20 protein-coding genes are annotated in these 17,625 nt (G+C 70.7%); 6 read left to right on the top strand and 14 right to left on the bottom strand.

Annotation, left to right across the window (positions count from 1 at the left end; translation table 11 throughout):
• Positions 1–168: 168 nt before the first annotated feature.
• The gene (locus ACFQVD_RS38540) at positions 169–648 is read right to left on the bottom strand and encodes a MarR family winged helix-turn-helix transcriptional regulator (RefSeq protein WP_343977491.1); all 480 of its coding nucleotides are present in this window, start codon (positions 646–648) and stop codon (positions 169–171) included.
• A 270-nt stretch (positions 649–918) separates the two neighbouring features.
• Between ACFQVD_RS38540 and ACFQVD_RS38535 the strand changes: the two genes are divergently transcribed.
• A complete protein-coding gene (locus ACFQVD_RS38535) occupies positions 919–2,061 on the top strand; it encodes an Mrp/NBP35 family ATP-binding protein (RefSeq protein ID WP_343977494.1) in 1,143 nt (380 codons plus the stop codon).
• A gap of 75 nt (positions 2,062–2,136) precedes the next feature.
• On the opposite strand, the gene ACFQVD_RS38530 is transcribed toward ACFQVD_RS38535, so the two are convergent.
• The 5 genes from ACFQVD_RS38530 to sigE form a co-directional block, all read right to left on the bottom strand.
• Positions 2,137–2,493 (bottom strand): sec-independent translocase, encoded by a 357-nt coding sequence (locus tag ACFQVD_RS38530; protein WP_343977496.1) that lies wholly within the window; start codon positions 2,491–2,493, stop codon positions 2,137–2,139.
• A 105-nt stretch (positions 2,494–2,598) separates the two neighbouring features.
• Positions 2,599–4,218, bottom strand: coding sequence for a S1C family serine protease (locus ACFQVD_RS38525; RefSeq protein ID WP_364151093.1), 1,620 nt, complete (start codon positions 4,216–4,218; stop codon positions 2,599–2,601).
• A 95-nt stretch (positions 4,219–4,313) separates the two neighbouring features.
• The gene (locus ACFQVD_RS38520; protein ID WP_364151236.1) at positions 4,314–5,315 is read right to left on the bottom strand and encodes a sigma-E factor regulatory protein RseB domain-containing protein; all 1,002 of its coding nucleotides are present in this window, start codon (positions 5,313–5,315) and stop codon (positions 4,314–4,316) included.
• A 35-nt stretch (positions 5,316–5,350) separates the two neighbouring features.
• A complete protein-coding gene (locus ACFQVD_RS38515) occupies positions 5,351–5,881 on the bottom strand; it encodes an anti-sigma factor family protein (protein ID WP_343976310.1) in 531 nt (176 codons plus the stop codon).
• Positions 5,882–5,933: 52 nt separating this feature from the next.
• A complete protein-coding gene (gene sigE, locus ACFQVD_RS38510; RefSeq protein WP_343976307.1) occupies positions 5,934–6,566 on the bottom strand; it encodes an RNA polymerase sigma factor SigE in 633 nt (210 codons plus the stop codon).
• A 171-nt stretch (positions 6,567–6,737) separates the two neighbouring features.
• Between sigE and ACFQVD_RS38505 the strand changes: the two genes are divergently transcribed.
• Positions 6,738–7,388 (top strand): O-methyltransferase, encoded by a 651-nt coding sequence (locus ACFQVD_RS38505; protein ID WP_343976304.1) that lies wholly within the window; start codon positions 6,738–6,740, stop codon positions 7,386–7,388.
• Between the two features lie 54 nt (positions 7,389–7,442).
• Here ACFQVD_RS38505 and ACFQVD_RS38500 read toward each other — a convergent pair whose 3' ends face one another.
• Both ACFQVD_RS38500 and ACFQVD_RS38495 read right to left on the bottom strand, forming a co-directional pair.
• Positions 7,443–8,873, bottom strand: coding sequence for a leucyl aminopeptidase (locus tag ACFQVD_RS38500; protein ID WP_343976302.1), 1,431 nt, complete (start codon positions 8,871–8,873; stop codon positions 7,443–7,445).
• A gap of 191 nt (positions 8,874–9,064) precedes the next feature.
• Positions 9,065–9,232, bottom strand: coding sequence for a DUF3117 domain-containing protein (locus ACFQVD_RS38495; RefSeq protein ID WP_084195322.1), 168 nt, complete (start codon positions 9,230–9,232; stop codon positions 9,065–9,067).
• A gap of 189 nt (positions 9,233–9,421) precedes the next feature.
• On the opposite strand from ACFQVD_RS38495, the gene ACFQVD_RS38490 reads away from it, so the two are divergent.
• Both ACFQVD_RS38490 and ACFQVD_RS38485 read left to right on the top strand, forming a co-directional pair.
• The gene (locus tag ACFQVD_RS38490) at positions 9,422–10,204 is read left to right on the top strand and encodes a PaaX family transcriptional regulator (protein ID WP_343976293.1); all 783 of its coding nucleotides are present in this window, start codon (positions 9,422–9,424) and stop codon (positions 10,202–10,204) included.
• A gap of 33 nt (positions 10,205–10,237) precedes the next feature.
• On the top strand, positions 10,238–11,020 hold the full coding sequence (locus ACFQVD_RS38485) for an enoyl-CoA hydratase-related protein (protein WP_343976290.1): 783 nt from the start codon (positions 10,238–10,240) through the stop codon (positions 11,018–11,020).
• Between the two features lie 116 nt (positions 11,021–11,136).
• Here the strand turns inward: ACFQVD_RS38485 and ACFQVD_RS38480 are convergent, their stop codons facing one another.
• Positions 11,137–11,715: a DNA-3-methyladenine glycosylase I gene (locus ACFQVD_RS38480; protein WP_343976287.1), complete on the bottom strand. Its 579-nt coding sequence runs from the start codon at positions 11,713–11,715 to the stop codon at positions 11,137–11,139.
• Positions 11,712–12,467 carry a hypothetical protein gene (locus ACFQVD_RS38475; protein WP_343976284.1) on the bottom strand — a complete coding sequence of 252 codons (756 nt, stop codon included), beginning with the start codon at positions 12,465–12,467 and terminating at the stop codon, positions 11,712–11,714. The genes ACFQVD_RS38480 and ACFQVD_RS38475 overlap by 4 nt, the downstream gene beginning before the upstream one ends.
• 41 nt (positions 12,468–12,508) lie before the next feature.
• On the opposite strand from ACFQVD_RS38475, the gene ACFQVD_RS38470 reads away from it, so the two are divergent.
• A complete protein-coding gene (locus ACFQVD_RS38470; protein WP_343976281.1) occupies positions 12,509–12,931 on the top strand; it encodes a hypothetical protein in 423 nt (140 codons plus the stop codon).
• Here the strand turns inward: ACFQVD_RS38470 and ACFQVD_RS38465 are convergent.
• The 4 genes from ACFQVD_RS38465 to ACFQVD_RS38450 form a co-directional block, all read right to left on the bottom strand.
• Positions 12,908–13,495, bottom strand: a complete 588-nt coding sequence (locus ACFQVD_RS38465) for an LOG family protein (protein ID WP_343976278.1) — start codon at positions 13,493–13,495, stop codon at positions 12,908–12,910. The two genes, ACFQVD_RS38470 and ACFQVD_RS38465, sit on opposite strands and share 24 nt — an antisense overlap.
• A gap of 32 nt (positions 13,496–13,527) precedes the next feature.
• Entirely contained in the window at positions 13,528–14,298 is a 771-nt protein-coding gene (locus ACFQVD_RS38460; RefSeq protein ID WP_343976275.1) for an LOG family protein, read from the bottom strand.
• Positions 14,299–14,578: 280 nt separating this feature from the next.
• Complete coding sequence (dapE, locus tag ACFQVD_RS38455; protein WP_343976272.1) at positions 14,579–15,640, bottom strand: succinyl-diaminopimelate desuccinylase; 1,062 nt, start codon at positions 15,638–15,640, stop codon at positions 14,579–14,581.
• 122 nt (positions 15,641–15,762) lie between these two features.
• On the bottom strand, positions 15,763–16,623 hold the full coding sequence (locus tag ACFQVD_RS38450; RefSeq protein WP_343976269.1) for a 2,3,4,5-tetrahydropyridine-2,6-dicarboxylate N-succinyltransferase: 861 nt from the start codon (positions 16,621–16,623) through the stop codon (positions 15,763–15,765).
• Between the two features lie 114 nt (positions 16,624–16,737).
• Here ACFQVD_RS38450 and ACFQVD_RS38445 point away from each other — a divergent pair, with 114 nt between their 5' ends.
• Positions 16,738–17,538, top strand: coding sequence for a hypothetical protein (locus tag ACFQVD_RS38445; RefSeq protein WP_343976266.1), 801 nt, complete (start codon positions 16,738–16,740; stop codon positions 17,536–17,538).
• The last annotated feature ends 87 nt before the right edge of the window (positions 17,539–17,625 follow it).

The following is a 17,625-nucleotide window of genomic DNA, read 5'->3' as shown; positions in this document are numbered from 1 at the left end:
GTCCGTATAGTCCGCAAGATCCTTTATGTGTTCGACATCACCCTGGGGCTGGTATGTGACATGGCGCTCGACAGCCCTGTCCGACCGTCCGGTCAGGAGTGCCCGGCACGGGCCCGGGCAGGCGGAAGCGGGGGGCGGCCGGGTGCGGCGGCTACCCGCCGCGGGACCTCAGCAGGGTTCGGTGCCGGAGACGGGCAGGAGCTTGTTCAGCATGACCGCGCACCGGCGCAGCTCGTCGGCGTCGAGCATGTCCAGGAACTGGGCGCGGACACCGCGCAGATAGGTGGGGCCGGCCTCGGCCAGGAGCGCGGCGCCCGCGTCGGTGAGCACCGCGAACAGGCCGCGCGCGTCACTGGTGCACGCCTCGCGCTCGACCAGGCCGTCACGCTGGAGGCGGTCGATGAGCCGGGTCAGGCCGCTGCGCGAGAGCAGCACCCGGTCCGCCAGGTCGTTCATCCTCAGCCGCCGCTCGGGCGCCTCGAAGAGCTGCAGGAGGACCTCGTAGGAGGCCAGGGACAGATCGTGCTCGACCAGCAGGTCGGCTTCCAGCACTCGGGCGATGCGGACCTGTGCTCGCTGAAGCATGCGCCAGAGCATCAGCTCCTCCGAGCTGAAGCTCTCCGTGGACTCGCCCGCCGTGAGGGTCACCCAGTAACCTTAGAACGTTGCACGCGCATCTACACAGCGAATTGTCCGAATCCGGCGACCAGAACCGGAGCCGGAATTCCTGCCGACGTTCCGTGGTTCATACCATTGGACTCACGACGCCGACCGTTCCCTGACGGGATCGGGCCTCTCGCCAAGCCATACGAGCGCCGCGACGGGCAACTCCTGCCCTTGAGACGCCTCATCGATAACAGACAAGGAGGGACGGCATCCTCCGTCGCCCCCGGGTGACGCCGCGCTGCCGACACTTCGATGGCACCTACCCCGGAACTGGTGATGGCCGCTCTCGCGACCGTCAACGACCCTGAGATCCGTCGGCCGATCACCGAGCTGGAAATGGTCAAGAGCGTCGACATCTCCCCCCAGGGGGCGGTACGTGTCGCGATCTTCCTCACCGTGTCCGGCTGCCCCATGAAGGACACCATCACCCGAGACGTCACCGCCGCGGTCTCCAAGATCGACGGAGTGACCGGCGTCTCCGTCGAGATGGACGTCATGAGCCCCGAGCAGCGCAAGGCGCTGCAGAGCAAGCTGCGCGGCAACAAGGGCCCCGAGAAGGAGATCCCCTTCGCCCAGCCCGGCTCGCTGACCCGGGTCTTCGCCGTCGCCTCCGGCAAGGGCGGTGTCGGCAAGTCGTCGGTCACCGTCAACCTGGCCGCCGCGATGGCCGCGAGCGGTCTCAAGGTCGGCGTCGTCGACGCCGACATCTACGGCCACAGCATCCCTCGCATGCTGGGCACCTCCGAGCGCCCCACCAAGGTCGAGGACATGATCATGCCGCCGGTGGCGCATGACATCAAGGTCATCTCGGTCGGCATGTTCAAGCCGGAGGGCAACACCCCCGTCGTGTGGCGCGGTCCCATGCTCGACCGGGCCCTGCACCAGTTCCTCGCCGACGTCTACTGGGGCGACCTGGACGTGCTGCTGATGGACCTGCCCCCGGGCACCGGTGACATCGCGATCTCCGTGGCGCAGCGGATGCCCTCCGCGGAGCTCCTGGTGGTGACCACCCCGCAGCAGGCCGCCGCCGAGGTCGCCGAGCGGGCCGGATCGATCGCCGTCCAGACCCACCAGCAGATCGCCGGTGTCATCGAGAACATGTCGTGGCTGCCCTGCCCGCACTGCGACGAGCGGGTCTCGGTCTTCGGCGAGGGCGGCGGCCAGACCGTGGCCGACGCGCTCACCCGCACCCTCGGCGCCCGCGTGCCGCTCCTCGGCCAGGTGCCGATCGACATGCGCCTGCGCGAGGGCGGCGACGAGGGCAAGCCGCTCGTGCTGACCGACCCGGACGCCCCGGCCGCGGCCGAGCTGATCCGCATCGCCGGCTCCCTCAGCAAGAAGTCGACCAGCCTCAAGGGCCTCCAGCTCGGCATCTCGCCCACCCGGCGCGGCTGAACGGCACCCGCTCCGACACGACGACGGCGGCGTCCCCCTGTGGGGGGCGCCGCCGTCGTCCGTCCCGGAAGGGACTCAGGTCGCCTCGGAGTCGTACGGAGGGATCTCGCCGTAACCCAGCTCGCCGCCCGCCGGGTAGGAGGAGGCGGGTTCGGCGGTGGCGGTGGCCGGGGTGGAGTTCCAGTCGTCCTCAAGATCAGCGGTGAGGTGCTTGCGGACGAAGTTCTTCGGATTCAGGTCGGACGGGTCGAAGTCGGCGAACTCCGGCCCCAGCCCGGTCCGCAGGTCGTCTCTCGCGTTGTTGGCCATCCTGCGCAGGTTGCGCAACGTCTTGCCCGCCTGGGCGGCGGCCTGGGGCAGTTTCTCCGGACCGAACACCAGGAGGGCGATGACCACCAGCGCCACGATCTCAGGCCAGCCGAGTCCGAACACGGTGATCTCCTACCGGGAAGAGGCCATGGGCACCTCTCCGGCCACATACCGGAGAGGTTCCAGACTAATACCGCCGAGCGTGAGCACGCGCCCCCGCCCGGCGGCTCAGGACGGCTCGGGTGCGGGCTGGTCCGGCGCGGTGCCGACGGTCACGGTCGCGGTGTTCTCCTGACCGCCGCGCTGGTACTTGACCGAGAGTTTCTCACCGGGAGCCCTGTTGCGGACCAGCGCGATCAGCTCGTTGCCGTCCTGCAGCACGATGCCGTCGACCTCCAGGATGACGTCGCCCGGCTTGAGGCCCGCCTGGGCGGCGGGGCCGTTCGGCTCGATCGGCTGGCCACCCTGCTTGGCCTCGGTCGCGATGCGCACCCCGACGCCCTGGTAGGTCGGGTCGATGGCGACACCGATCCGCGACTTCTTGGCCTTGCCCGTGGTGATCAGCTCCTGGGCGACGCGGCGGGCGTGGTTCACCGGGATGGCGAAACCGAGGCCGATGCTGCCGCTCTGGCCGCCGACCGACCTGCCGAGAGTGGCGATCGCCGAGTTGACGCCGATCACCTCGCCGTTGCCGTTGACCAGCGGTCCCCCGGAGTTGCCCGGGTTGATGGCCGCGTCGGTCTGGACCGCGCTGAGCCAGGTGGTCTCGGAGTTGTTCTCCTCACCCGCCTGAACGGGGCGGTTGAGCGAGCTGACGATGCCGGAGGTGACGGTGCCGGTCAGGCCCAGCGGGGAGCCGATGGCGATGACCGGGTCGCCCACGACCACGTTGTCGGAGTTGCCGAGGGTGATCTCCGGGGCGCCGAAGGTCTCCGCCGGCTTGACCACTGCCAGGTCGGACTCGGGGTCGCGGCCGACGACGACGGCGGAGGTGGACTTGCGGTTGTTGAACTGGATCTGGATCCGGCCGCTCGGATCGGCGCCGGCGACCACGTGGTTGTTGGTCACCACATAGCCGCCCTTGATCAGGAAGCCGGAACCGGTGTTGGAACTCGTCCCGCCCTCGACCGCCAGCGAGACCACGCTGGGCAGCACCTTCGAGGCCACGCCCGCCACCGAGTCCGGGGGCCGGGCGTTGGAACCGGTCGGCGCGTTCCCCAGGCTGTAGGAGGGGTCGCGTCCCGAGCCGGTCGGCTTGGTGAGGAGATAGGTGCCGACGCTGCCGAGCAGCGAGGCGAGCAACGCGATCACCACGGCGAGGACGACCAGCGTGGCCGTGCGCGGCCCGCGGACCGCCGCGGACGCCGGGCCGCCGAAGCTCCCCGCCAGCCCCGGGCCGCCGGGAGGCGGCGCCCAGCCGGGCCCCAGGCCGAACGCCTGGGTGGGCGGCGGTGGCGGCGGAGCCTGGTGGGCGGCGAAGACCGCCGTGTCGTACCTGGGCCGGCCGGAGGGGTCGCCCCAGCTCTCCGCGTAGCCCTGTCCCTGGACGCCCTCGCCCGCCGGCGGCTCCCCGTCGTCGTGACGGAACAGCTCGGGTTGCCCCTGCCGGCCACCCCACCGGCCACGGCCTGGCGGGGCGCCCAACTGGCTCCAGCCGTCGTTGTCCGGCTGCTCGGCCTGGGACGGCGCCCCCTCTCCGGCGGGCAGGAACTCGGGGCGCGAGAACTCGGGGCCGGAGGAGTCTGCGTGGCGGGACTCCGGAGCGCCGTGACCACCGTCGGTGAAGTCCGACGGCGTACGCCCCGCAGCATCGTGCGCCCCGTGGCCGGTACGGGCCTCGTCGGTCATCGAATACTCACTACTCCTTGCCTCGCAGATGCCCACTCACCGGGTCAACCCGGCAATCTTCCCCCGAGTGGCATACGAGATGTGTAAAACACGCGTCAACCGAAGGGATTGACCCACGAGAGCAGGCGACTCGCACCTCGGCCGAGCCTCGTCCAGAGATCCGGAACATGCTCGTGCGGTAGGGCCGCGACAGCCGTGTCGACCATGTCGGCCGGCGCGTCCGCGAAGACTGTATAGACATGCCCCCCACTCGCCCAGATCATCTCCTGCCCAACCGGGCCTCGAATCCAGATCGTATGCCCGCTGCGCCGTTCCGCATGCCAACCCTGGAGATGATCCTCATCAAGCACTCCGGGCTGCACAAAAACCGACACAACTGATAACCCATCTGAATACCCCAAATATAAGTATCCAGCGGGGGCTCTTCGCGCGGCGAACAACTCCAGGCGGCCCGGCAGGGCACGGGGAATACGCCAGCCCGCGGCCAGCAGGCGGGGCATCTCCACGAGGTCGAGACCCCCGGTGGCCAGCGGCGGCACCGTGGGCACCGCCCCCTTGGCCACCGGGTCGAGGGCCAGATCGACGAAGGCTCCGACGTTGACGACCCGGCCCCTCGCGTCCATGAGCTCGCGGCGCAGCACCGGCCCGGCGGCCTTGTCGATCCAGTAGCGGGCGGCGACCGTGCCGTCCCCGCGCAGCACGTTCACCAGACGGGCGGGGCGCCCGCAGGCGTGCCCCTCCCCGGCGGCCACCACCCGGTAGTTCCGGGCCAGCACCTCGAGCATCGTCTCCGACGGGCTGGACATGCCCCCGGCGGGGGTGCCTGGATCGGCGCTCCGCACGGAGCCCGAGGGCTCGGCATGCACCGTCATCCCCTTTCCGGGGACGTTGCGCACCTCCAGCACCGCGGAGGTGGAGCCGGAGGCCCCCCATACCGTGACGTACTGGGTGCCTGAGTATCCACGGGCCCGGCCCGCGACCGCCGCCTCACGGAGCAGGTGCAGGCCGGTGTCCTCGTTCTCCGCCTCGTCCGGCGGTATGGCGTGCGAGGTCCTGACCGCGTGTGCCGTACCGCCCGTCACCAGCCCCAGCAACATGACAGCCACCAGGATGATCGTGGCGGGCAGCCGGATCACGGAGTGGGTGAGAAGGTGGGCGTCGCCGATCCGCCGTAGGGTGCCGTGTTCCTGTGCTGGTTGGCGAACATGTCGACCGGCGGCACGACACGCGGATTGGGGTCGGCCCCGCCTACCACGAACAGTGTGCCGATCGCCACGGCCGCCGAGGCGACACCCACCGCGACGTAACCCGCTCTCCGGGTGCGGCGAGGTCCTTGGGCCCGGCTCCTGGGACGGTTGTCCGGGGGAGCGACGCTGTACATGCTCGGAATAGGTGCTCCGCCGAAGGTGCGCGAGGCCGGAAAGGGGCGCTCACGCGGGGGCAACGGGCCGCCGGGCTCCGCCATCCGCAGCAGGGACATCGTCAGGTCGGTCGGCATCGCGGGCCCGTCGAGGGACCGCAACCGGCTCTTCAGCGCTCGCACGGCGTCGACCTCGGCCCGGCAGTCGGCGCAGAAGGCCAGATGCGACAGGGCCCGGTCGCGCTCGTGGTGATTCAGCTCACCGTCCACCAGTGCGGAAACACGCTCTCCTAGATGACTCATGCGCACTCCTTGCCAAGTGGCTCGTCGTGACATTCGTCATGACTGTGATTTCTCATGCGAATTCCTCCCCGTGAGTAACGCTCGGGGGGAATAGATCGTTCCGCGGCGCGCGATGCTCAAGCGCCTCACGCAACTGCGCCCGTCCACGGTGGATCCGGCTCCGAACCGTGCCGAGCTTCACACCCAGCGTCGCCGCGATCTCCTCGTAGGACAGCCCCTCGATGTCACACAGAACGACGGCCGCGCGGAACTCGGGCGCGAGCGCGTCGAGTGCCGCCTGGATGTCGGGCTCCAGATGGGTGTCGTCGTACGCCTGTGCGGGAGAAGGCTCGCGCCCGCGCAGCCGCTCGGCGGCGTCGTCGGCGAGCCCCTCGAACCTGATGCGCTGCTTGCGCCGCGCCATGTCGAGGAACAGGTTGGTGGTGATGCGGTGCAGCCAGCCCTCGAAAGTGCCTGGCGTGTAGTTCGACAAGGACCTGAAGACCCGGACGAAGACCTCCTGTGTGAGATCTTCCGCATCGTGCACGTTGCCGGTCAGCCGATAGGCCAGCCGATACACTCGTGCCGAGTGCGCCCGGACCACCTCCTCCCAGGTAGGAGGCGTCCAATCAGACACTGGAGCTTCTGCCTGGTGGTCAGGCTCGTCCACCAGCACTCCTCTCTCCGGGACCACCGCTATCGCCATAGTGCCTGGTTTCGTCCCTTCGTGCGCACTGACTACCTTCAGGACCGGCAAAGGCCGCTTAAACCGTGCAACGCACCGGGGACGACATGAGTTCCCGATCGGGCCTGCCTCCCTTAGGCTGCGACCCAGCGCCTATATGACTGTGTACGGAGAAAGCGGGAGGAGAGGCCGATGGCAGAGACGCCGACAAGTCCGTTGGAGGCCACTCTGGCCTATGCCGATGACTTCCACAGGGAGGACGACATCCTGCTGGCCGCGCGCATGCGCGGAGCCGAGGTGGGAGCGCCCCCGATCCGGCCCGGCGGCGGCGCCGCTCTCTGCTTCCTCGCCACCGCCATCAACGCCCGTGCCGTCGTGGAGATCGGCACCGGCTGCGGGGTGTCAGGCCTGTGGCTGCTCCGCGGCATGCGCCAGGACGGCACGCTCACCAGCGTGGACGTGGAACCGGAGCACCAGCGACTGGCCAGGCAGAGCTTCGCCCAGGCCGGATTCTCCGGGGGCCGGACCCGCCTGATCACCGGCCGCGCCCTCGACGTGCTCCCCCGGCTGTCCGACGGCGGCTACGACCTGGTCTTCTGCGACGGCGCCATGCACGAGTACGCCGACTACCTGGCCGAGTCCGTCCGGTTGCTCCGGATCGGCGGCATCGTCGTCTTCGACAACGCCCTCTGGGGCAACCGGGTGGCCGACCCCGTACAGCGGGACCCCGACACGGTCTCCATCAGGGAGCTCGGCAAGCTCGTCCGCTCCGACGAGCGGCTCCGCCCGCTGATGATGCCTCTCGGAGACGGCATCCTGGCGGCCGTCAAGCTCTCCGACTGACGGCCGCCACCCGGCCGGGGGCGGGACGACGACACCGTCCCGCCCGCCGCGCGATCACCGCTCCTGGAGCCCCGCCAGCCATTCGAGCAGCAGGCGCACGCCGTATCCGGTGGCTCCCTTGCTGAAGAGCCCCTCGTCCGCGCCGCTACGGCCGACGCCGGCGATGTCCAGGTGTGCCCAGGGCCGCCCGCCGGTGAACTCGCGCAGGAACAGCGCCGCGGTGACGGAACCCGCGCCGTAGGTCGATCCGGCCTCGATGTTGGTCAGGTCGGCCACCGACGAGTCGAGCGCGGGAAGGTAGTCCTCGATCAGCGGCATCCGCCAGAGCCGCTCCCCACTGGCCTCCCCCGCCTCGACCAGCGCGCCGGCCAGCGCGTCCTCGGAGGTGAAGACCGCGCCGAGATTCTTGCCCAGGGCCACACTGATCGCCCCGGTCAGCGTGGCGACGTCGACCACGACGTCCGGGTCCAGCTCCGCGTCGGCGTAGGCCAGCGCGTCGGCCAGCACCAGGCGGCCCTCGGCGTCGGTGTTGAGCACCTCCACGGTCCGGCCGCCGTACTGTGTGATCACGTCCGAGGGGCGCTGGGCCGAACCGGAGAAGGAGTTCTCGGCGGCGGCGACCAGGCCGGTGACCCGGATCGGCACGCCGAGCGAGGCCAGCGCGCCCAGGACCGCGATGACCACCGCTCCGCCGGCCATGTCGGTCTTCATGAACACCATGCCGGCGGTCGGCTTGAGCGACAGGCCGCCGGTGTCGTACGTGATGCCCTTGCCGACCAGGACCACGTGGCGCGTCGCGCCCTCGGGCCGGTAGGAGAGCTGGATCAGCCGGGGCGGGTTCACCGACCCCTTCCCGACGGCGAGGATGCCGCCGAAGCCGCCGGCGCGCAGTTCCCGCTCGTCCCACACCCGCACGGCGACGCCCTGCTCGGCGGCGCGCTCGGCGAGCCAGGCCGGTGACTTCACCGAGGACGGGGTGTTGGCCAGGTCCCTGGCGAGCGCGACGGCCCCGGCGATCACCTCCGCGCCTGCGACCTCCGCCTCGACCTCGTCTCCGACGAATTCGAGCGTCGTCACGGGGGACTTCGCCTCGCCGACCCTGAAGGTGTACGTGGCCAGCAGCGCGCCCTCCACGAAGGCCGCCACCGGCCCGCCGGGCAGCACGATCCTGACGGCGTCCTTGCCCTTACCGCGCCGCGCCACCGCCGCACCGGCCTTGCGCAGGGCCGTCGCCGACCCGTCCCCGACTCCGTAGAGGAGCACCCGGCCCACGGCGTCGCCGTTCGCGACGGGGACCTCGACGATCTCACCCGCCTCGCCCTTGGCCTGGTAGTGGGCGAGCAACGCGGCCACGGGCACCGGCAACTCGATCTCGGGCGCGAGATCCTCGGCGAAGGGGACGGCGAGCAACTCGGCGTCCTCCCCGACGATCAGCCCTTGGGCATAGGGCACGCGGGGTAGGAGCAGACAGGGGGAGATGGGCATGGATGACTCCAGTCGTCAGGCCCGGCAGGAGAGAAGCCGGGGAGAACACCGCGGCCCTGGCGCGAGCCGCCGCAAGGCGGTCCGACGGCCAGGGCCGTGTTCATCGTCGGTCGCGCGGGCCATCGCAGGTGTCATGCTCCCCGAGCAAGCTCAAATAGGGCCCGGCTCCGCCACTTTGTCTTAGATCGGTATCAACCGACGATCTTCTTCAGTTCCTCACCAAGAGCACTTGCCTCGTCCGCGGAGAGCTCAACGACGAGACGGCCGCCCCCCTCCAGAGGAACCCGCATGACGATCCCCCTGCCTTCCTTGACGACCTCCAGCGGACCATCACCGGTCCTCGGCTTCATAGCCGCCATGCGTGTATCCCTTCCTGCTTCGGGCTCCGGATCTCCGACTGACCCGAGGGTGGCCGACGCATTCACGTCTTCTGTGATGTCCTATTATCCCGCCTCCGCACGGAGAATGGGAACGATCAGTCTCAGCGTCGGCTCATCCGGCGATCAAGACCGTTGTCCGAGACCCCCCGGACGGCCAAACTTGTCCTCGTGAACGCCCGCGCCGCGCTCTTCGATCTGTACGGGGACCACCTCGGATCCCGAGGCGGCCATGCGTCCGTGGCCGCCCTCGTCCGCCTGCTCGCCCCGCTGGACATCGCCGCTCCGGCCGTGCGCACCGCCATCTCGCGGATGGTACGGCAAGGCTGGCTGGCGCCCGCCCGGTTGCCCGGGGGCCCCGGCTACGAGGTCACCCCCAAGTGCGTGCACCGCCTCGACGAAGCCGCGCTGAGAATTTACCGAGTTGGGACGATCACCTGGGACGGCCGATGGCACATCCTGGTGCTGGAGCCCGTGCGCGAGCGGTCCAGAAGGGAGCGCCTCCGGGCCGAGCTCTCCTTCATCGGGTACGCGCCCCTGTCCGAGACCACCTGGATCGGGCTCCGGCCCTCCTCCGAGCTGGAGGCGATCCTCAGCCGCGAGGGCGTCGGCGCCGAACGGTTCGACGCGGTGCTCGACGGCGACCCCGCGGCACTGGCCGCCAGGACATGGGACCTGGACGGCATCGGCGCCGCCTACCGGAGATGGCTGGCCCAGGCGACGGACCTGATCGGCGAGCTGCCCGGCGACGCGAGCGACGCCCGGGTGTTCGCCGTCCGCAGCAGGCTGTTGCACGGCTGGCGCAACTTCCTGTTCCACGACCCCGGGCTCCCGGCCGAGCTCCTGCCGGAAGGCTGGCCGGGGGAGCAGGCCAGAATCTACTTCGAACACGAGGCCGGACGGCTGCTCCCAGCCGCCGCCGCCTTCGTCGACCGCCACCTCGGCGAGCCGTAGTACGCGGAGCCGAGAAGCCCGAAGGAGCCCTTGTTGAACGACGTTCTCTACTCCGTCGACGACGCCGTCGCCACCATCGTCATCAACCGGCCGGAGGCGATGAACTCGCTGACCTCCCGGGCGAAGACCGCCCTGCTTGAGGCGGTGACCGCGGCGTCGCAGGAGCGTGCCGTGCGGGCGGTGCTGCTGACCGGGACGGGGCGGGCGTTCTGTGCCGGCCAGGACCTGGGCGAGCACGCCGCGAACCTGGAGGCCGGCCGGGGCCTGGACAACACGGTACGTACGCAGTACAACCCGATCGTCCGCACGATCACCGAGATGGACAAGCCGGTCGTCGCGGCGGTGAACGGCGTCGCCGCGGGCGCGGGCGCCGCACTGGCCTTCGCCTGCGACCTGCGAATCGCCTCGGAGAAGGCCAGATTCGCGATGGCCTTCTCCGGCATCGCCCTGGCCCCGGACTCGGGTGCCTCCTGGACCCTGCAGCGCCTGGTCGGAGCGGGCCGCGCTGCGGAGCTGCTACTGCTCGGCGAGCCCGTCGGCTCGGCCCGCGCGCTCGAACTCGGGATCGTCTCCCAGGTCGTCCCCGCCGACGAACTGGACACCGCCGCCCACGCACTGGCAGTACGGCTGGCACAGGGGCCCACGAGCGCCTACACGGCCACCAAGCGCGCCCTGCGGTTCGCCTCGACCAGTTCGCTGGCCGAGGCCCTGGAGCTGGAAGCCGACCTCCAGGACGCCTGCGCCGGGACCGACGACCACCTGAACGCGACCCGCGCCTTCCTCGCCAAGGAGCGCCCGGTCTTCCAGGGCCGCTGACGGCCTGCCGGCGGTTTCCGCCGGGAACCCGGCCCGGCCGCCGCGTACCCGCTCCCTGCCGCGCGGGCGGCGGGGCGTCCGCGCACGGCTCCCCCTCGCCCGCGGGAGGGAGACCGTCAGGCCCGGCGTGTCCAGCAGTCGGCCAGGTGGTCGTTGACGAGGCCGATGGCCTGCATCAGCGCGTAAGCGGTGGTCGGGCCGACGAAACGGAAACCGTGTGACTTGAGCTCCTTGGCCAGCGCCTTGGAGCCGGGGGTCTGGGCGGGCAGGTCCGCCGGGGTCTTCGGGACCGGCGAGCCGGGGTCCGCGTGACTCCAGACAAGGTCGGACAGGCCGATGCCGAGCGCGGCCCTCGCGTTGGCGATCGTCGCCTCGATCTTGGCCCGGTTCCTGACGATGCCCGCGTCGGCGAGCAGGCGTTCGACGTCCTGCTCGCCGAAGGCGGCCACGGCCGGGATGGAGAACCCCTCGAAGGCGGCACGGAAGTTCTCCCGCTTGCGCAGGATGGTGATCCAGGACAGGCCGGACTGGAACGCCTCCAGCGTGATCCGCTCGAACACCCGGTCGTCGCCGGTGACCGGGCGGCCCCACTCCTCGTCGTGGTAGGCGATGTAGTCGGGGGCCGCGCTCACCCACCCGCAGCGCACGAGCTCCACGGGTGCCGCGGGCACCAGGGGTCGCGAGGTCTCGGTCAACGGGACTCCTCCTTCTTGTCCGTCCCCGGCCGCTCACCGAGGTGGACGCCGACGGCGTCGGAGGACGGCTCCGGCGAAACCCCGGAAGGGGACGGGGAGTCCGGCACCCGGGACGGCTCGGACGGCGAGGAGACCCGCGACGCGCCAGGCGGCTCCTCCGCCACGGAACTCCCATCCGCCTCGGAGGGCCCGCCGGCCTCCTGCGGCCCGTGCCCGCCCCGTGGAACGGCCGGTGACCCGCCGGAATCCCCCTCGTCGTGCACGAGGTCCGGCACGGGCTCGGCCGGGTCGGGAAGCCGGGGCGGCACCTCGCGCTCGGTGAGCGAAACGGCGGACGAGCCGTCGGCACGCTCCTTGTCCGCCGCGGGCCTGCCGTGGCCGGAGAGCTCGTACGGCGCCTCAAGCTCGCGCAGGGTGGCGGGCAGGCCGCCTTTGAGCTCGTGGCGGGCCTGGAGCCGGCCGGCGAGCAGCTCGGCCACCCGCTGCTCCAGCACGGCGATCCTGGTGTCACGCTCGCTCAGGGCTCCGGCGACCCGGTTCAGCGCCTCGTCCACGCTCTGGGTGTGATAGCCGACGAGGCTCACCGGGAGCTGGAGCGCCATGAAGTCGACGGCACCGAGCTGGCCGCCCTTGGGCAGGTCCAGCGGAGGCACATCGGGGGCGAACTCGCTCAGCTCACCCCCTCGGCCCATGGCGACCACCGTGACACTGGCGACGACGGCTACGGCAGCGAGGGCTAATACGACCAGCACATACGAATCGTGCCACAACTCCGCTGACCTAGGATCGGGTCGTGACTCCTCCGCTCCCTGAAGAGAGCAGCCTCCCGCCCGCCTCCGCCGAGGCGGGCGACGACCGGGCCCCGGCCTCTCCGAGCGGGCGGACCGGGACGGTCCCCCTCGTGCTCGGCCCCGGCGATCCTGGCGAACCCGGCTGGGTCGAGGCCCACTCGATCGGGGAGGTCGAGGAGCTCGTCCGCGCCGGGCACACCGTGGTCGTCACCCCCGCCAGGCTGGCCGCCGGCGGGCAGGCCGGGAAGGCCGGAGACGAGAGGGACGCCGAGGCCGCGGAACTCACCGCGGCCTCGATCTGCGCCTGGGCGGGTGCCCGCGTGTTCCGTACGGATCGCCGGGAACAGGTGCGGCTCGCGGTCGAGATGACCGACTCCCTCGCCGGGCGACGTCCACCCGCGCTAACCCGCCGTGGCCTCGCCTAGTTCCTCGGCACTCGGTTCCAGGTGCCTGGTCGACTTCTCCAGCAGCCGGAACGCCTCGTCGACCGTGGCGGTCCAGGAGATGGCGTCGAAGACGTTCGGCCGGGTGAAGCCCGCCTCCTGCATGCCCTCGACCAGGTCCCGCAGCGGCCGGTAGATGCCCCACGGGTCGAGGACCACCAGGGGCTTGTCGTGCAGGCCCAGCGTGCGGGACGTCCAGATCTCGAACAGCTCCTCCAGCGTTCCGATGCCGCCCGGCAACACCAGGAAGGCGTCGGAGCGGGCGTCCATGACCCCCTTGCGCTCGCGCATGTCGCCGGTGATCACCAACTCGTCGGCGTGCTCGTCCGCGAGCTCGATGTCCACCAGTGACTGGGGGATCACACCCACGGTGCGGGCGCCCCCCGCACGGGCCGCTCGGGCGATCGCGCCCATGCAGGAGACCCTGGCCCCTCCGCTCACCAGGTCGTGCCCGCGCCTGGCGAGCTCCGCGCCGACCTCCTCGGCCAGCTCCTGGTACTTCTTGTCGATTCTCTGACTAGACGCGAGGAATACACATATGAACACGCCCCGACCTTATTCGGCTTCGCCGACCGGGGTCATGGGCTTCTCCGCCCGTCCCTGGTGCGGTCGGCCCTGGTGCGGTCGGCCTCCACGATGATCCGGACCGCCTCGTCCACGTCGTCGGTGACGTGGATGAGATCCGCGTCCCGGGCGGAGATCTTGCCGGTCCGCGCGAGGGTGTTCCTGATCCAGCCGATCAGGTCGCCCCAGAACTCGGTGCCCATCAGCACCACGGGGAAGGAGGTGACCTTCCCCGTCTGGACCAGGGTGAGCGCCTCGAACAGCTCGTCCAGGGTGCCGAACCCGCCGGGCAGCGTGATGAAGCCGCAGGAGTACTTCACGAACATGGTCTTGCGCACGAAGAAGTAGCGGAACTCGATGCCGAGGTCGACATACTCGTTCATGCTCTGCTCGAAGGGCAGCTCGATGCCCAGGCCGACCGAGACACCGCCGGACTCCGCCGCCCCCTTGTTGGCGGCCTCCATGCAGCCGGGGCCGCCACCGGTGATCACGGCGTAGCCCGCCTCGGAGAGCCTCTTGCCCAGCTCGATCCCCATCTCGTACTCGGGGCTGCCCGCGGGGGTACGCGCGGATCCGAACACGGTCACCGCCTGGGGCAGCTCGGCGAGCTGGCCGAAGCCCTCCACGAACTCGGCCTGGATCCGCATCACCCGCCAGGGGTCCATGTGCAGCCAGTCGGCCGGCCCTCTCCTGTCGAGAAGCCGCTGATCGTAGGTGGAGTCGGAGACGAGGTCACCGCGGACCACCGCGGCTCCCTGGCGGCGTTCAGGACGTGTTTTCCTCATGCGGGACACCGTAGTGCCGCCCCGGAAAAATCTTGAAAAATCTCCATGAAAACATGGAACCGAATTTTGACGGGAGCGCGTCTAACTGCCGAGGGTGCTGCTCGGGACTGAAAGTGGCTTTCCCCGCCAAATGGCCGGCGAGGAAAGCCACTTTCATTTGCGCCGCACATCGCTCCGGCCCCTCACGGGGTAACCGCCCACGTCAGGGTGGAGTGGATCACACTCGCCGGATGCCCCACCCCACCGTGAACGGCACGCCCGGCCGGGTGGGCCCGGCCTTTCACGACAGCCAGCCGAGCATTCCGCGCTCGCAGTCGGCGATCTTCTTCAGTGAGACGAACTCCCCCTGCTGGTGCGCCATATTCGGGTCTCCGGGGCCGTAGTTGACGGCGGGCACCCCGAGACCGGCGAAGAGCGAGACGTCGGTCCAGCCGAGCTTGGCCCTCGGCGTTCCGCCCACGGCGTCGACGAAGGCCGCCGCCACCGGATGGGTCAGGCCGGGCCGCGCGGCGGCCGCGCCGTCGGTGAAGCGGACCTCGTACCCCTCGAACACCTCGCTCACGTGGGCCTGCGCCTCCTCCAGCGACAGGTCGGGGGCGAAACGGTAGTTCACCGTCACCACGCACTCGTCCGGGATCACGTTGCCCGCGACGCCACCGCCGATGCCCACCGCGTTCAGGCCCTCGTGGTACTCCAGCCCGTCGACGACGGGCAGCCTCGCCTCGTAGGCGTTCAGGATCGCGAGCACCGGCTGGACGGCGTGGATCGCGTTGACCCCGAACCAGGACCTGGCGCTGTGCGCCCGCTTGCCCCGGGTGACGATCTGGGCCCTGAGCGTGCCCTGGCAGCCGCCCTCGATCGCGCCGTCGGTGGGTTCCATGAGCACCGCGAAGTCCCCCGCGAGCCAGTCGGGGTGCCTGCGGCTGAGCCTGAGCAGGCCGTTGCGCTCGGCCTCGATCTCCTCGCAGTCGTAGAAGACGTAGGTCACGTCCCTGCTGGGTTCCGGGAGGGCCGCGGCCAGCTTCAGGGCGACCGCGATGCCGGACTTCATGTCCGAGGTGCCGCAGCCGTAGAGCAGGTCGCCCTCGACCCGGCTGGGCAGGTTGCCGGCGACGGGGACGGTGTCCAGGTGCCCGGCGATCACCACCCGCTCACCGCGGCCCAGCCGGGTACGGGCCACGACCGACTCGCCGTCGCGCTCGACCGTCAGATGCGGAAGAAGCCGGAGGGCCTCCTCCACGGCGTCGGCCAGTGCCTTCTCGTCACCGCTGACCGACTCGACGTCCACGATCCGGGCGGTGAGCTCCCCGACATCCTGGGTGAGATCCAGACGCGTACTCATGCCCGCGACCCTAGTGCCCGCGCGGGAACCGGACGAGCCCGCCCCCGCCGCTCCGTCCGCGTCCGTACGGCATCCGGTCGAGTCCGGCGTGGGGCCGGGCGCCCCCCTGTCGAGCAGGCCGCCTATCCGTGTCCGTGCAGCATCCGGTCGAGTTCGACCTCGCCGGGCCTGCGGCCCTCCTCCAGGCGCTCTAGCACCAGTACGCAGCGCAGGCCGAAGGTGCCACCGGGAAACTCACGCCGCCGGGTCCCCCCTGCCACCACACACCAGTCCGGGACGCGGCCGCGGCCGAGTTCCTCCCCCGTCCGCACATCGATCACAGGGGTCGAGCCCGACAGGATCGTCCCGGCGCCGACCACGGCGCCCCGGCCCACCCGGGCCCCCTCGGCGATCACCGCACGGTGGCCGATCAGCGCGCCGTCCTCGACGACCGCGGGTGCGGCCCTCGGCGGCTCTCCCCCGGCGCCGGAGCCCTCCTCGCCGTCCTGGCCGCCCGTCGCTCCGACGCCGGCCCCGCCGGCCAGGTGGACGTTCTTGCCGATCTGGGCGCACGAACCGACCGAGACCCAGGTGTCCACGGTGCTGCCCTCGTCCAGGTGGGCGCCGATGTCGACGAACGAGGGCATCAGCACCACGCCTCGCGCCAGGTAGGCGCCCCAGCGGGCGATCGCCCCCGGCACGACGCGTACCCCGTCGACGGAGGTCTTCAGCGGAAGGCGATCATGGTGATGGAAGTCACCCACCTGGGACCTGGCCATGCCGAGCACCCGGAAGGCGAGCTTGACGGCCCGCCGGGCGCGCTCGTCCACGACCACCTCGCCGCTGGGGGAGACCTCCGCCACCCGGGCCTTTCCGCCGTCGAGCATGTCCACCGCGCTCACCACGACGGCGCGGGCCTCGGTGTCCGCGGGGCTCAGCTCGGCCCGGCGTCGCCACAGCTCGTCGACGGCCGCGGGCAACGGGCTGGCATCGCTCTGGATCATGGCCCGGAGCCTAGTGTTCACAGCGTTATCACAGGCTGAGCAATCGCGGGGACCGGTAGGTTCTTGACCGTGCGAGGGCGCTTCTCAAAAGGGGTTATCGCGATCATCGCGATCGTGGTCGTGCTCGTGGTGGCCATCACCGCGGGTCTGTTCACCCTGCTCAAACGGGCGAAACCGTTCGTCGACCTCGGCGAGGGGTGCAGGATCACGACTCCGGAGGGCTCGCTGGACCTGGACATCGCGCAGGCCCAGGTGGCGGCGTCCATCGCGGCCGTGGCGGCCCGCAGGAAGCTGCCCGAGCGGGCCGCCGTGATCGCCTACGCCACCGCCATCCAGGAGTCGAAGCTGGAGAACCTGAGGGGCGGCGACCGCGACTCGGTCGGCGTGTTCCAGCAGCGGCCCTCCCAGGGGTGGGGAAAGCCCAGCCAGCTCATCGATCCCGTCTACGCCTCGGAGAAGTTCTTCGCCGCGCTGGTGAAGGTGAAGGGATACCGGAAGCTGCCGCTCCACGAGGCGGCCCAGGCGGTGCAGCGCTCGGCCGACGGGTCGGCGTACGCCCAGCACGAGGAGGACGGGAAGATCCTCGCCGCGGCGTTCACCGGACGCGTCCCCAGGGCCGTGCACTGCTGGTTCCCCGTTCCCTCGGGTCCCTCGGGCAAGAGCCCGAGCCCCGACACGGGTGCGGCGAAGCGCGAGCTCACCAGGGCACTCGGGGCCGCGTTCGAGGCCCCGTCGCGCAGGCGCGGCTGGCTGGTGGCCGGCTGGTCGATCGCCCACGCCAAGGAGTTCGGGCTGACCAGGATCCGCTACGACGGCCAGTCGTGGGTCTCCGCGAACGGCCACGACGGCTGGCGGGCCGACCCCAAGGTGCCCGCGGGGAAGGTCGAGATATCGCAGTCAACGACCCCTTCCTGAAGGAGGGGGCTTGAGGCGCGGTAACGCGCTTGACCAGCCCCGCGTCGACCGGCCCTGGCCATCAGCGTTGTGATACACGAGGTCGCG

Source organism: Streptosporangium amethystogenes subsp. fukuiense (assembly GCF_042665875.1).
GTDB classification, from domain to species: Bacteria; Actinomycetota; Actinomycetes; order Streptosporangiales; family Streptosporangiaceae; genus Streptosporangium; species Streptosporangium fukuiense.
The sequence above is the reverse complement of the archived record's forward strand: the minus strand, read 5'-3'. Positions and strand labels throughout refer to the sequence as shown.

Excerpts from the sequence above, each read along its gene's own strand:
- ACFQVD_RS38535 (WP_343977494.1), top strand. The coding sequence starts at position 919 with ATGGCACCTACCCCGGAACTGGTGATGGCCGCTCTCGCGACCGTCAAC.
- ACFQVD_RS38525 (WP_364151093.1), bottom strand. The coding sequence starts at position 4,218 with ATGACCGACGAGGCCCGTACCGGCCACGGGGCGCACGATGCTGCGGGG.
- ACFQVD_RS38520 (WP_364151236.1), bottom strand. The coding sequence starts at position 5,315 with ATGTTGCTGGGGCTGGTGACGGGCGGTACGGCACACGCGGTCAGGACC.
- ACFQVD_RS38515 (WP_343976310.1), bottom strand. The coding sequence starts at position 5,881 with ATGAGTCATCTAGGAGAGCGTGTTTCCGCACTGGTGGACGGTGAGCTG.
- sigE (WP_343976307.1), bottom strand. The coding sequence starts at position 6,566 with ATGGCGATAGCGGTGGTCCCGGAGAGAGGAGTGCTGGTGGACGAGCCT.
- ACFQVD_RS38505 (WP_343976304.1), top strand. The coding sequence starts at position 6,738 with ATGGCAGAGACGCCGACAAGTCCGTTGGAGGCCACTCTGGCCTATGCC.
- ACFQVD_RS38500 (WP_343976302.1), bottom strand. The coding sequence starts at position 8,873 with ATGCCCATCTCCCCCTGTCTGCTCCTACCCCGCGTGCCCTATGCCCAA.
- ACFQVD_RS38495 (WP_084195322.1), bottom strand. The coding sequence starts at position 9,232 with ATGGCGGCTATGAAGCCGAGGACCGGTGATGGTCCGCTGGAGGTCGTC.
- ACFQVD_RS38460 (WP_343976275.1), bottom strand. The coding sequence starts at position 14,298 with ATGAGGAAAACACGTCCTGAACGCCGCCAGGGAGCCGCGGTGGTCCGC.
- dapE (WP_343976272.1), bottom strand. The coding sequence starts at position 15,640 with ATGAGTACGCGTCTGGATCTCACCCAGGATGTCGGGGAGCTCACCGCC.
- ACFQVD_RS38450 (WP_343976269.1), bottom strand. The coding sequence starts at position 16,623 with ATGATCCAGAGCGATGCCAGCCCGTTGCCCGCGGCCGTCGACGAGCTG.